16 protein-coding genes are annotated in these 13084 nt (G+C 50.5%); 7 read left to right on the forward strand and 9 right to left on the reverse strand.

The window, feature by feature from the left end:
• The first annotated feature begins 53 nt into the window (after positions 1 to 53).
• The 5 genes from surA (at position 54) to apaH (ending at position 4435) form a co-directional block, all read left to right on the forward strand.
• Positions 54 to 1358 carry a peptidylprolyl isomerase SurA gene (surA, locus tag C9I98_RS21145; protein WP_036820592.1) on the forward strand — a complete coding sequence of 435 codons (1305 nt, stop codon included), beginning with the start codon at positions 54 to 56 and terminating at the stop codon, positions 1356 to 1358.
• Entirely contained in the window at positions 1345 to 2337 is a 993-nt protein-coding gene (gene pdxA, locus C9I98_RS21150) for a 4-hydroxythreonine-4-phosphate dehydrogenase PdxA (RefSeq protein ID WP_036820581.1), read from the forward strand. The genes surA and pdxA overlap by 14 nt, the downstream gene beginning before the upstream one ends.
• A complete protein-coding gene (rsmA, locus tag C9I98_RS21155) occupies positions 2334 to 3149 on the forward strand; it encodes a 16S rRNA (adenine(1518)-N(6)/adenine(1519)-N(6))-dimethyltransferase RsmA (protein WP_036820584.1) in 816 nt (271 codons plus the stop codon). The genes pdxA and rsmA overlap by 4 nt, the downstream gene beginning before the upstream one ends.
• A gap of 78 nt (positions 3150 to 3227) precedes the next feature.
• Complete coding sequence (apaG, locus tag C9I98_RS21160; RefSeq protein ID WP_036820586.1) at positions 3228 to 3611, forward strand: Co2+/Mg2+ efflux protein ApaG; 384 nt, start codon at positions 3228 to 3230, stop codon at positions 3609 to 3611.
• Between the two features lie 8 nt (positions 3612 to 3619).
• Complete coding sequence (gene apaH, locus C9I98_RS21165) at positions 3620 to 4435, forward strand: bis(5'-nucleosyl)-tetraphosphatase (symmetrical) ApaH (protein ID WP_107272456.1); 816 nt, start codon at positions 3620 to 3622, stop codon at positions 4433 to 4435.
• 64 nt (positions 4436 to 4499) lie between these two features.
• Here apaH and folA read toward each other — a convergent pair whose 3' ends face one another.
• The 7 genes from folA to rplU form a co-directional block, all read right to left on the reverse strand.
• On the reverse strand, positions 4500 to 4982 hold the full coding sequence (gene folA / locus C9I98_RS21170; protein ID WP_036825733.1) for a type 3 dihydrofolate reductase: 483 nt from the start codon (positions 4980 to 4982) through the stop codon (positions 4500 to 4502).
• Positions 4983 to 5003: 21 nt separating this feature from the next.
• On the reverse strand, positions 5004 to 5477 hold the full coding sequence (locus C9I98_RS21175; protein WP_036825730.1) for a threonine/serine exporter family protein: 474 nt from the start codon (positions 5475 to 5477) through the stop codon (positions 5004 to 5006).
• The gene (locus C9I98_RS21180) at positions 5474 to 6265 is read right to left on the reverse strand and encodes a threonine/serine exporter family protein (RefSeq protein WP_051902390.1); all 792 of its coding nucleotides are present in this window, start codon (positions 6263 to 6265) and stop codon (positions 5474 to 5476) included. The genes C9I98_RS21175 and C9I98_RS21180 overlap by 4 nt, the downstream gene beginning before the upstream one ends.
• Positions 6266 to 6391: 126 nt before the next feature.
• Positions 6392 to 7570 (reverse strand): Obg family GTPase CgtA, encoded by a 1179-nt coding sequence (cgtA, locus tag C9I98_RS21185; RefSeq protein ID WP_036825727.1) that lies wholly within the window; start codon positions 7568 to 7570, stop codon positions 6392 to 6394.
• 146 nt (positions 7571 to 7716) lie between these two features.
• Entirely contained in the window at positions 7717 to 8643 is a 927-nt protein-coding gene (locus tag C9I98_RS21190) for a DMT family transporter (RefSeq protein WP_036825725.1), read from the reverse strand.
• 64 nt (positions 8644 to 8707) lie between these two features.
• The gene (gene rpmA, locus C9I98_RS21195) at positions 8708 to 8965 is read right to left on the reverse strand and encodes a 50S ribosomal protein L27 (RefSeq protein WP_007467532.1); all 258 of its coding nucleotides are present in this window, start codon (positions 8963 to 8965) and stop codon (positions 8708 to 8710) included.
• Between the two features lie 18 nt (positions 8966 to 8983).
• Positions 8984 to 9295 (reverse strand): 50S ribosomal protein L21, encoded by a 312-nt coding sequence (rplU, locus tag C9I98_RS21200; RefSeq protein ID WP_036825723.1) that lies wholly within the window; start codon positions 9293 to 9295, stop codon positions 8984 to 8986.
• A 414-nt stretch (positions 9296 to 9709) separates the two neighbouring features.
• On the opposite strand from rplU, the gene ispB reads away from it, so the two are divergent.
• A complete protein-coding gene (gene ispB, locus C9I98_RS21205; protein WP_036825719.1) occupies positions 9710 to 10681 on the forward strand; it encodes an octaprenyl diphosphate synthase in 972 nt (323 codons plus the stop codon).
• A 102-nt stretch (positions 10682 to 10783) separates the two neighbouring features.
• Here the strand turns inward: ispB and C9I98_RS26595 are convergent, their stop codons facing one another.
• Positions 10784 to 11020: a hypothetical protein gene (locus C9I98_RS26595; RefSeq protein WP_158262706.1), complete on the reverse strand. Its 237-nt coding sequence runs from the start codon at positions 11018 to 11020 to the stop codon at positions 10784 to 10786.
• Between the two features lie 82 nt (positions 11021 to 11102).
• Positions 11103 to 12038, reverse strand: a complete 936-nt coding sequence (gene mdh, locus C9I98_RS21215; RefSeq protein ID WP_107272457.1) for a malate dehydrogenase — start codon at positions 12036 to 12038, stop codon at positions 11103 to 11105.
• 372 nt (positions 12039 to 12410) lie between these two features.
• Here mdh and argR point away from each other — a divergent pair, with 372 nt between their 5' ends.
• Positions 12411 to 12881: a transcriptional regulator ArgR gene (gene argR, locus C9I98_RS21220; protein ID WP_036828703.1), complete on the forward strand. Its 471-nt coding sequence runs from the start codon at positions 12411 to 12413 to the stop codon at positions 12879 to 12881.
• Positions 12882 to 13084 lie beyond the last annotated feature (203 nt).

The raw sequence follows: 13084 nt of genomic DNA on the forward strand, positions 1-13084 counted from the left end.
GCCTTTCGCCTGCACCTGATTTACTGCGCCCTGGCGCTATATGGAATAAAGATATGAAAAATTGGAAGTCTGGCCTGTTAGGCATGGCTCTCTGGGGCTTGGCAGCTGGAAGCATTGCCGCCCCGCAAGAATTGGATCGTGTTGTCACCATCGTGAACGAAAGCGTGATCCTGCAAAGTGACGTTGATGCCATGCTCAAAACGGTTCGCATGAACGCAGCCGGCCAAAACCAGCCATTGCCGCCGGATGATGTGCTCGCTGAGCAAGTAATGGAAAAACTGATCATCGAAACGTTGCAGATCCAGCAAGCTGAACAGTTTGGTATCCGTATCGACGATAACCGCCTGGATCAAGCGATTGCCCAGATGGCGGCAGAGCGCCAGATCACCGTTGCCGACATGCAGCAGGAGCTGGCACAGTATGGTATCAGCTTCCCGATGTTCCGTGAGCAGATGCGCCGCGACATTACCGCCAGTGAAGCCCGCACCATTCAGGTTCGCCGTCGTATCAATATTCTTCCTCAGGAAGTGGAGTTGCTTGCCGGCCAGCTGAGCCAGCAAGAGCAGCAAGGTGTAAGATATAATATCAGCCATATCCAGCTTCGCGTGGAAGAAGGCGCCAATGCCCTAGAGCGTGAAGAAGTGGCCAAGCAAGCCCAGCAGCTTATCAAAGAATTGGAAAGTGGGGCTGATTTTGCCAACTTGGCCTACAGCTATTCGAAAGGCCCTAAAGCACTGCAAGGCGGTGAATGGGGTTGGATGCGCAAGGAAGAGATGCCAACCATTTTCGCTGACCAGATCAGCTCTCAAGGCTCGGGGGCGATCATTGGTCCATTCCGCAGCGGCGTGGGTTACCACATCCTAAAAGTCAACCAAGTCGAAGGCTTGGAAACTGTCTCTGTTACCGAGGTGAATGCCCGCCATATCTTGGTGAAAACGTCAGTTATCTTGAGTGACGAGGGTGCGCAAAGCCAGCTAATGGAAGCTCGCCGCGCCATCATGGCTGGCGAACGCAGCTTTGCCGATGCCGCGCAGGCCCTCAGTGCCGACCCTGGCTCGGCAGCCAATGGTGGTGAGCTGGGCTGGCAAACACCGGACCTTTATGTACCAGAGTTCAAAGACAAGGTGGAAACACTGCCAGCGGGTATGATCAGCGAACCGTTTAAGACTGTTCATGGCTGGCATATCGTGGAAGTACTAGAGCGCCGCGATGTCGACCGTACCGATGCCGCCGTCAAGAACCGTGCATACCGTATTCTATTTAGCCGTAAATTCAACGAAGAAGCCCAGGCCTGGCTGCAAGAGCTACGTGCGGGTGCATTTATTGAACAACCGGAAGGTACCAATGACCAAGGTTAAACGTATTGCCATCACCCCCGGTGAGCCTGCGGGCATCGGGCCGGATTTGGTGCTGTCTCTTGCCCAGCAAGACTGGCCGCACCAATTAGTTATTTGTGCTAATGCTCAGCTTATGGTAGAACGTGCAGCCCTGTTGGGGTTGCCGTTGGAAGTCATCGAGTACGATGCTTCGGCAAGCGCCCAGCCGCATAAAGCCGGCACCTTGGTGGTTGCCAACCATGAATTGGCCGCTCCAGCGGTTGCTGGCGAGCTTAACGAGCAAAATGGCCATTATGTACTGCAAACGCTAACTCAAGCGGCCGAGGGCTGCATGAATGGCGAATTTGCAGCGGTTGTGACCGGCCCGGTACACAAGGGGGTTATCAACCGCGCAGGGGTAGCCTTTAGCGGCCATACCGAGTTTTTTGCCCAGCAATCCGATACCGCACAAGTGGTGATGATGCTGGCAACAGAAGGGTTGCGCGTTGCCCTGGTCACCACACATATCCCTCTGGCTTATGTGTCGAAGGCGGTTACCGAGGAGCGCCTACAGCAAGTAATCCGAATTCTGCATGCAGATCTTGTCAGCAAATTCGGCCTTGCCAACCCGAAAATATACGTATGCGGCCTTAATCCGCATGCCGGCGAAGACGGCTGCCTGGGCACAGAGGAAATCGATGTGATCAGCCCGGCACTTGAGCAACTTCGCCAACAGGAAGGGATGGATTTGATCGGCCCGTTGCCGGCAGATACCATTTTCCAAGAAAAATACTTGGCCGATGCCGATACGGTTCTGGCCATGTATCACGATCAAGGGCTACCAGTGCTGAAATACAAAGGCTTTGGTAAATCAGTCAACATCACGTTAGGCTTACCCTTCATCAGAACTTCAGTAGATCATGGTACCGCACTGGAACTTGCTGGTACCGGACAGGCGGACACCGGTAGCCTTTGGACAGCGCTATCGCACGCCCTTGAATTGGTAGACAAACAAACATGAGCAGCGATCAGGTCCATTTAGGCCACCGCGCGCGTAAGCGTTTCGGTCAGAACTTTTTGAACGACCCATACATCATTGACGGCATCGTATCGGCAATCAACCCTCGCCCGGGGCAAAACCTGGTTGAGATTGGCCCTGGACTTGGGGCGATCACCGAGCCTGTCGGCAAAATGGTTGATAAGTTCACCGTTATCGAACTCGACCGTGACTTGGCCGAGCGCCTTCGTAATCACCCGGATTTAGCTGACAAGCTAACCATCCATGAAGGTGATGCAATGCGTTTCGACTTCACGCAGCTTCTAAAGGAAAACAACAAGCTACGTATTTTCGGTAACCTGCCGTACAACATCTCTACACCGCTGATCTTCCATTTGCTGTCATTCCACGAGCACGTAGAAGACATGCACTTTATGCTGCAAAAAGAAGTGGTTAACCGCCTTGCTGCAGGTCCTGGCAGCAAAGCTTACGGTCGCTTGACCGTCATGACCCAATATTACTGCCGTGTCATGCCAGTACTGGAAGTGCCGCCAGAGTCATTCAAGCCGGCGCCGAAAGTAGATTCTGCAGTGGTTCGCCTAACGCCATATGAAACCTTGCCTCACCCATGTACTAACCTTAAGTGGCTAGACCGTGTTTGTCGCGAAGGCTTCAACCAGCGTCGTAAGACAATTCGTAACTGTTACAAGTCATTGATGGCAGTAGAGCAGCTAGAAGAGCTAGGTATCAACCCTAGCATGCGCCCTGAAAACCTGACCCTTGAGCAATTTGTTGCCATGGCCAACTGGCTGGATGCCAATCACAGCGCCAAGTAAGGGCCCGCTGTCACACGTTGATGAAAGAAACCCGCGCACCGGGCTCCCTGGTGCGCAGTTTTAGAAAGGATGCTGACTATGACAACCCATGTGACACCCACCATCAAATGCCATGTAGTGACCCACTACATCGAAGATCAATCCGAGCCGGATAACCAGCGCTACGTCTTCTCCTACACCATTACCATTTCCAACCTTGGCAATGGCGACGCCCAATTGCTCAGCCGACGCTGGCTGATCACCGACGCCAACGGCAAGAAACTGGTCATCGAAGGCGAGGGCGTTGTGGGTGAGCAACCGACAATCCCGGCCAATGAAGAGTATACCTATACCAGCGGCACGATCATCGAAACGCCCCTGGGCGTGATGCAGGGCCACTACGTTATGGTTAACGAGAATGGGGATGAATTCACTGCTGAGATCTCGCCATTCCGCTTATCTATCCCCAATATCCTCCACTAAGGAACACTATGGCAACTTACCTTGTCGGTGATATTCAAGGTTGCTTTGACGATCTCTGCCAATTACTGGAACAAGCCCAATTCGATCCTAACCACGATGAGCTTTGGCTCGCCGGCGACTTGGTTGCCCGCGGCCCCAAGTCACTCGAAACGCTGCGCTTTGTCAAAAGTTTGGGGAGCCAGGCAACCACCGTACTGGGTAACCACGACTTGCATTTGCTGGCCGTCGCCAATGGCATCGCCAAAAATAAGCCACGCGACAAGATCCAGGCTATCCTCGACGCACCGGATAGCGAAGCGCTGCTAACCTGGCTGCGCCAACAGCCCTTACTGGCAGAGCATCCCACGCATCCTTTCGTCATGAGCCATGCCGGTATTACCCCCGTCTGGGATTTAGACACCGCGCGCAGCTGTGCCCGGGAAGTGGAGCATATCCTGCAAGGTGACAACTACCTCTGGTTGCTCAAAGAAATGTACGGCAATGGCCCAGACCAATGGGATCCCGGGCTGGAAGGGATTGAGCGCTACCGCTATACCATCAACGCCTTTACCCGGATGCGTTTTTGCTACCCCGATGGCCGGTTAGATATGGAATGCAAGCTGTCCCCCCGGCAAGCCTCATCCACCGAACTTAAGCCCTGGTTTGAACTGACGCGACAACCCATAGATAAAAAAATGATCTTTGGTCACTGGGCAGCCTTGATGGGCTACCAAGACCAGCAGGTTATCGGTTTGGATACCGGCTGTGTTTGGGGCAACAGCATGACGCTATTGCGCTGGGAAGACGGGGCGCGTTTTGAGCAACCCTGCCCGGTACACGCTTAGCATATAAAAAAGACAGGCTTAGCCTGTCTTTTTACTATCAAGGTAAGCTCCCCAAAAAACGCCCTTAACCGCGCTCCAAGATCACAAAACGCATATCGTGGGCATTTTTCTCGTCGGCAGTATAGGACTCGGTGTGGGTTTCGTGCCAACCTTCTCCCCAATCAGGAAAGCAGGTATCGCCATCAACGTCCAAGTCGATAAAGGTCAGGTACAAGCGATCGGCCTCGGGTAAGCAGGCGGAATAAATGCTGCCACCGCCAATGATCATTAGCTCATCGGTATCACCGGCAGCTTGCTTTGCCTCGGCAATATCCGCCACCACAGTCACGCCTTCCGCCGTGAAACCCGGATTGCGGCTGATCACAATATTCAACCGTCCCGGAAGAGGACGGCCTATTGACTCATAGGTCTTGCGGCCCATCACAATCGGCTTACCCATGGTTGCTTGCTTGAACCAAGCAAAGTCAGCGGGTAAATGCCAAGGCATCGCATTGTCTTTGCCGATGATACGTCCCTTCGCCATCGCCGCGATCATACTGATCTTCATTCTTTCGTCCTTCGTTCTTGGTTAAACCACTGGTCGGCGACGATAAAACAATAATCCCGGCATTGCCAGCCCTATTGCTAAAGCAGCAACCACAAATACGGCCTTCAAGACATTCTCAACCAATAGCGCCCATAATTCCGGCGTGAACCCACGGTGGTTGATTTCAACTAATGCAATCATTGCCTTAAAGGCAAACACCCCCGGCACCATGGGGATCATCGCGGCCACCGTGAACACTTTGGGGTGGGCTAAAAAACGGTGCGACCAATGAACGCCGATCATCCCCACTAAGGTCGCCGCACAAAGTGTTGCCCACTCAATCGATAAACCATAGTGCATTAATACAAAACGGCAACCATGCCCCAATGCGCCACCAATCGCGCAATATTTTAAGGCCTTGGCCGGCACGTTAAACGCCAAGGCAAACCCGACCGCGGGGATTGCGGCAAAAAACATGTCGTGACATAGCGCCAGAAGAAAATCCACCGTTATCATGACAACCACCCCCAAACATCAAGCACGTTCATTGCCGCTACTATCCCCATGCTGGTTGATAGCGTCAATAACGTTGCCATCGTCCAACGGGCTATCCCCATATTGGCAAACCCCTTTACCATATCTGAAATGGCATTGATCAAAGGGAAGCCCGGCACCAGCATCAGTACCGAAGAAGCCATGGCAAGAAACGGGGCTTCCCCTATCTGGTACACCTGGCCAAACCCCGAAATCAAAGTGGTCACAAAGGCCGTCACCCCAAAGTTAAGCAGCGGATTAAAATGGCAATGGGCAATTTCCTGGCGAACAAACATCCCAACGGAAGAGGCAAGAAAAGTCAGCGCAAAGACCGGCCAGTCACCTCCCGCCAAACGGCTAAAAGAAGCACAGGACAAACCAATCATAAATATCACCAGGTAGCGGTTGTAACGCAATGGCTTGATCTGCTCTAGACGGCGGTGGACCCCTTCCAAGTCAAGCATGCCGCGCTCTGCCATAATACACACCCGCTGGATTTCGGTTACAACCTGCATATTGATACCACGATCCTGGCAACGCCTTGTCGTGGTGATACAGCGTCCATGGCTCAAGGTCGTCAATACCATCGAGCTGGCCGATAACGACACTTCAACACTCTCTGCCCCCAGCGCCAGCCCTAACCGCCTTGCAACATCCATCACCAACGTACTTTCTGCACCATGCTGTAATAAGCGTTGCCCTGCTAATACTGCCAGTCGCGATATCTCCCGTTGTACCGGCTCTGTCAGGGTTTTACCTTGCGCCAACATTCTTGCTCCTATTGATATTTGCCAACCAGGCTGAATTATCATACAAATCAAGCTATCCATGCTTGATTAGGCACAAAAAAACCGCTCAACAGAGCGGCTTTTTGTATTTAGGTCAGACAGCTAGGATTACGGCTTGTAGATGATTTCTACATCGTAGTCATCTTCGTCCCAGTCATCCCAATCATCATCGTCGTCATCTTGATCAGCTTGCTTAACTTGCTGCTCGTGGTAATCATCCCACTTGAACTCGACTTTCTTCTCTTCCGATTCTTCTTCATCATCTTCGAAGACAACCGCAGGCATCGACTCAATCTGCTGCATCAGATCATAAGTCAGCTCCTTGGTTCCCATACGGTTCAGGGCCGAGATGCAGTAGTAATCACCTTCCCAAGCCAACGCCTCCAAGATCTCATCGATCTTCGCTTGCGCTTCTTCCTCCGGCATGAGATCAACCTTGTTGAATACAATCCAGCGTGGCTTGTTCGCCAGCTTGTCACTGTACTTCTCAAGCTCGTTCAAGATAGTAAATGCATTCTCAACCGGATCTGAACCATCGGCTGGCAGTAGATCAATCATGTGTAAAAGAACACGGCAACGCTCAAGGTGTTTCAGGAAGCGAATACCCAAACCAGCGCCATCAGCAGCACCTTCAATCAAGCCCGGAATATCAGCGACCACAAAGCTGCGTTCGCTGTCGATACGCACAACCCCGAGGCTCGGTACCAAGGTGGTAAACGGGTAATCTGCAACTTTTGGCTTCGCAGCAGATACAGAGCGGATAAAGGTTGATTTACCGGCATTAGGCAGGCCCAGCATACCAACATCAGCCAATAGCAATAGCTCAAGGCGAAGGTGACGAACCTCACCCTTGGTACCCATGGTTTTCTGGCGCGGAGCGCGGTTTACCGAGGACTTGAAGCGAGTATTACCCAAGCCGTGGAAACCACCTTTTGCAGCCATTACCTTCATACCGTGCTCAGTAAGGTCGGCAATGACCTCACCGGTTTCTTCGTCAACGGCACGGGTACCCACCGGCACTGACAATACACAGTCCTCGCCGCGCTTACCCGTACAGTTGCCACCACGGCCATTTTCGCCACGCTGTGCAGCATGGAATCGTTCAAAGCGGTAGTCGATCAGCGTATTTAGGTTTTCATCGGCCAGTAGGTATACATCACCGCCGTCACCACCATCACCACCGTCTGGGCCACCCTTTGGCACATACTTTTCACGACGGAAGCTTACTGTACCGTTGCCACCATCACCGGCATCAACTCGGATTACCGCTTCATCTACAAACTTCATCTCTTTCTCCGCACTGTGGCGTTAAAACTTGTCATCCCGGTAGGCATGCCTACCCGAATGCTATTAACCTATTGTAATACCAAACACCGCCCTTATCAGTCCTTCTACGCAAGAAAGCTGCCTGTCGGTGCTGGGGTGACCTCTGGCTAGGTACGCGCTCGAAGCAGTTTATGGCCAATGGCACAAAACATGGCTCCGCTCACCACCACCACGGCCCCGATATAGCCCAAAGCATTAAGCGATGCTGCCGCAAAAAACTCAGGCCAAACCAGGCTGGCAAGGTCAACAAACAAAATAGTAAATAAAGGAGCCAAGGTAATGACAGCACTCACTTGTGAGGCCTGCCATCGCGCCATCGCTTCGGCAAAGGCTCCGTAGCCAACCAGCGTGTTGATGCAGCAAAACAACAACATACCCAATTGGCGTTGATCCATTAACAGGATCTGCTCAGGTACCGCAACAGGGGTAAGGATCAGCGCACAGATCACATACAGCATAAACAAGATCTGCGGCGAGCTATAGTCTCGCAACATGACCTTCTGGCCTAACCCGTACATCACCCACACAACAGCAGCCAGCACGGCAAGCAGCACACCGGTTGTATAGCCGCTCAAGCTCGTAAATAGCTCAGCCAGGCGCTCGTTAAAGAATAGTAATAAGCCAACCAGCAGGCAGGCCACACCAATCACCTGGTGCTTTCCTAGTTCTTCTTTAAACAACCAAACACTGGCAATAAGCAGCATGACTGGCGCGAGCTGAATAATCACCTGCACCACTGGCGGGTTTAAATATTGCAGCGCGCTATTAAACAGCACAAAGTTACCCGCTAGCCCCAAGCTCGCCAGCAACATAATGGTACTGCCTTTCGCCCCCAGCCGTTTGACTGATGGCAATTGCTTTCTGAAGCCTAGCCATAAGCCAAGCCCAACCGATGCAGTGAGAAAACGGTACCAAACGATGGTAAACGGATCCATCACCTCAACAGCCTGCTTCATCGCAATGGGTAGGGCTCCCCAAAAGACTGCGGTCAGCAATGCCAGCATAATGCCCATTGCAGGGTTGTATTGCGGCATAGTGCCCCCATAACAAAAAGCCCCGCCTAGTAGGCAGGGCTTTGGAATTCGTTACGAGACTGAATTATTCAGCTTCGATAGATACGAATTTACGATTCTTAGGACCTTTAACTTCGAACTTCACTTTACCGTCAGATAGAGCAAATAGAGTGTGGTCTTTACCTAGGCCTACGTTGTTACCTGCGTGGAACTTAGTACCACGCTGACGTACGATGATGTTACCTGCTAGTACAGATTCGCCACCGAAACGCTTAACACCAAGACGTTTACTTTCTGAATCACGGCCGTTACGAGTAGAACCGCCAGCTTTTTTGTGTGCCATCTTTAAATTCTCCTGTTATTAAGCGCTGATGCCAGTAATTTTGACTTCAGTGAACCACTGACGGTGGCCCGCTTGCTTACGAGAGTGCTTACGACGACGGAACTTAACGATTTTTACTTTATCGCCACGACCGTGAGTAACTACTTCAGCAGTTACTTTACCGCCAGCTACGAAAGGTGCGCCTACAGTTACTTCTTCGCCGTTAGCTACTAGAAGAACTGAGTCAAATTCAACGCTAGCGCCAGTTTCAGCGTCTAGTTTTTCTAAGCGTAGGGTCTGGCCTTCGCTTACACGGTGTTGTTTACCACCACTTTGGAAAACAGCGTACATGTCTTACTCCGCTTGTCCGCATAGGCCATTTACCACATATATTTTGGGCAATGGGTATGCGCTTAATCTTGTCATCAATAGGGCGCGAATGTTACGCGAAAACGGGGCCACTGGCAAGCCATTAAGCAAAGAAAATTGGCGAAAAGCTGCTCAGTAATAAAAGTCGTTGATTTAAACGCAATCGAGATTATGAAGATGGTAGTCTTTTAGTGTAATATTCGATAATTATTTTTAGCAGCAGATTAACAATTCTAGACTAAACAACCTACTCGTGGAGCGGTTATCATAGATTTTAGGCGATGCTCACAGCCGTTGCATAACACTGATTGATAAACACAGTTTGTTGTAGGTACACTGTGAATTTGCAGACTTAACATTCCGCCGATGTGCGGCAAACTATTTGCTGGATGTACAATGGATTTCAAAGCTATCCAAGCGCTCACTGCTGATGATATGGCAGCGGTTGACGCGAAGATACTGGCTCAACTGAACTCAGATGTAGCCCTCATTAATCAACTAGGCTTCTACATTGTCAGCGGTGGCGGAAAACGCCTTCGCCCAATGCTTGCTGTTCTCGGTGCCCGTGCACTTGGCTACGAGGGTGACAAACACACCACAGCCGCAGCCTTTGTCGAATTTATCCATACTGCGACCCTGCTACACGATGATGTCGTGGATGAGTCAGACATGCGTCGCGGCAAAGCCACCGCCAACGCCATGTTTGGCAATGCGGCCAGCGTACTGGTTGGTGATTATATTTACACCCGCTCATTTCAGATGATGACCAGCCTTCGATCCTTAAGGATCCTGGACATCATGAGCGAAGCAACCAACGTGATCGCCGAAGGTGAAGTTCAGCAGCTAATGAACTGCAACGATCCAAACACCACCGAAGCAAGCTACATGCAGGTGATCTACTCTAAAACAGCCCGCCTGTTTGAGGCTGCGACACAAATTTCAGCCATCCTTGCAGAAGCCCCATCAGACATCGAAACAGCAATGCAGGACTACGGCCGCTATCTTGGCACGGCATTCCAGTTGATCGATGATGTACTGGACTACAATGCTGATGGCGAAGAAATGGGCAAAAATGTGGGTGATGACCTTGCCGAGGGTAAACCAACTCTTCCCCTGCTCCACGCCATGCACCACGGTAATACCGAGCAAGCGGCAATGATCCGCGAAGCTATCGAGAAAGGAAACGGCCTTGATAAGCTAGAACCGATTTTAGCCTGTATGAATGAGGTTGGCTCGCTAGAGTACACCCAAAAACGTGCGGAAGAAGAAGCAGAGAAGGCCATTGCCTGCCTCTCGGTGCTGGAAGACAGCGACTATAAGTCAGCCCTTGAAGCCTTGGCCCACTTGGCGGTAAACCGCAACAAGTAGGTAGCAACCTAGCTGTAACCAAAGCCTGCCATTGTGCAGGCTTTTTTGATCCCGCCGCCAGCCTAGAGCGTTAAATACTTCGACATGACCTATCAGCTATAGTTAAGTTATGATCGTTAGGATCAAAGCAAGGAGATCATCATGCAAGCCAAAGATCTTAAGCCCGGAATGCGGGTAGAATGCCAACAAGGTGTTGCGGAAGTTATCGATGTAGATCAGGAGCACAATACCGCGATCATCGAAAACATGAGTGATCACCGGCGCGTCAATATCAACTGTGATGATCTCATCGATCAACCACAGCTCCACACTGGTTGCGATAGCTACTATTAACAGCAACGCTCATCCCGTTGCTGCCAACGCAGATCAAAAAAGCGGCCATCGGCCGCTTTTATCTATTATATGGTGTCGCTACCAATATTTACTTAGCGAACTCTTCACCTTTTTCGATATCGCCGTGCAAGGTGTCTAGCATGCCTTCCAATGCATCTTGCTCAAACGCACTTAGCTTGCCGTAATCCATCACTTCTTCAACACCTTCTTTGCCTAGTAGTACAGGCTGTGCAAAGAAGCGTGCGTGCTTGCCGTCACCTTCGACATAAGCACACTCAACGATACCGCCTTCACCTTGAAGCGCCTTAACCAACGAAAGACCAAAGCGACATGCTGCCTGACCCATAGAAAGTGTCGCCGAACCGCCACCCGCTTTCGCTTCAACAACCTCGGTACCCGCATTCTGGATACGTGGCGTCAATGCTTTAATTTCTTCTTCGGTGAACTCAACACCTTCAACTTGTGATAGAAGAGGAAGGATTGTCACGCCAGAGTGGCCGCCAATAACAGGTACGCGTACCTGGCCCGGATCGACATCTTTTAGTTCCGCAACAAACGTTTCCGAACGAATAACATCCAGCGTCGTTACACCAAACAGCTTACGCTTGTCGTATACACCCGCTTTCTTCAATACGTCAGCCGCAATCGCAACAGTAGTGTTAACAGGGTTAGTGATGATACCCACACATGCTTTAGGGCAAACTACCGCAATTTTCTCGGCCAGTGACTTAACAATGCCTGCGTTTACATTGAACAGGTCCGCACGGTCCATACCAGGCTTACGTGCAACACCAGCAGAAACCAGAACAACATCAGCACCTTCTAGTGCCGGTGTTGGATCCTCACCACCGTATCCCTTGATAGATACAGGAGTTGGGATGTGGCTAAGATCAGCAGCAACACCTGGTGTGACTGGCGCGATATCATACAGAGCCAAATCTGAACCTGCAGGCAGACGGTTTTTCAGCAACAATGCCAACGCCTGACCGATACCACCGGCCGCACCAATTACAGCAACTTTCATGTTCGTTCTCCTTTACGATAGAAGTATATAATTTCAGACCTAATCATATGAAATCACAATATTTTAAGAATATGATTTGATATCACCAGTAGGTATTGCTGACGTTATAGCAACCCCACTGCAAATACAATCAAACACGGCTAGCTTTGCGAAGTTGCGCATAAGCAAGAATAAAATGTGCTACATCTGTATAACATTTACAAGCGATAACTTGACCACAAAAAATTCAAAACAATGCATAAAAGTCGGTAATTATTCATTTGCGACAACTATAATGGTGATACAAGCACCAGTTTACTTGAACACTGTTTGCTAGTAGCCAAAAGGTTATGCCAGAATACAGCACCTCGTCCCTGCACATAAAATTTACTTATGCGAAATTCAGATAAACAAGAACGCCTTGTTAAGGCATTCAAAGCAATTCTAAAAGAAGAGAAATTCAGCTCTCAAGGCGAAATCGTCGATGCGTTGAAAGCTCAGGGGTTCGACAACATCAACCAATCCAAGGTTTCACGTATGCTCACCAAGTTCGGTGCCGTACGTACCCGTAACGCCAAAATGGAAATGGTTTACTGCCTACCTGTTGAGCTAGGTGTGCCGACCACCAGCAGCCCACTGAAAGAGCTAGTAATGGAAATTGGCCACAACAGCGCGTTGGTTGTTATCCATACCGGCCCAGGCGCAGCGCAGGTCATTGCCCGTTTGCTTGATTCTTTGGGTAAAGCCGAAGGGATCTTGGGCGTCGTGGCAGGCGATGATACGATTTTCATCACCCCGACCAATGCGATTTCAACTGAAGAGTTATACGACTCAGTTTGCGAACTGTTTGATTACAGTAAATAAATCGCTACCAAAACCTCGAAATACCGGGTAGGAAAGCCTTTTTTCCTCTGCTCCTGCCTGGTATTTATGAGAGTTACATCACAATCAAGAAAACTTTTCCCGTTCAGATTATCCCTCCGCAAATCATTGATTGGTTTATATAATTATTCTTAGTTTTCATTCTGTCAGCTCCAATTTCCACTCATTTCACACAAAAAACCATT

Origin of the sequence: Photobacterium sanctipauli, from assembly GCF_003026495.1 — a bacterium.
Classification (GTDB): domain Bacteria; phylum Pseudomonadota; class Gammaproteobacteria; order Enterobacterales; family Vibrionaceae; genus Photobacterium; species Photobacterium sanctipauli.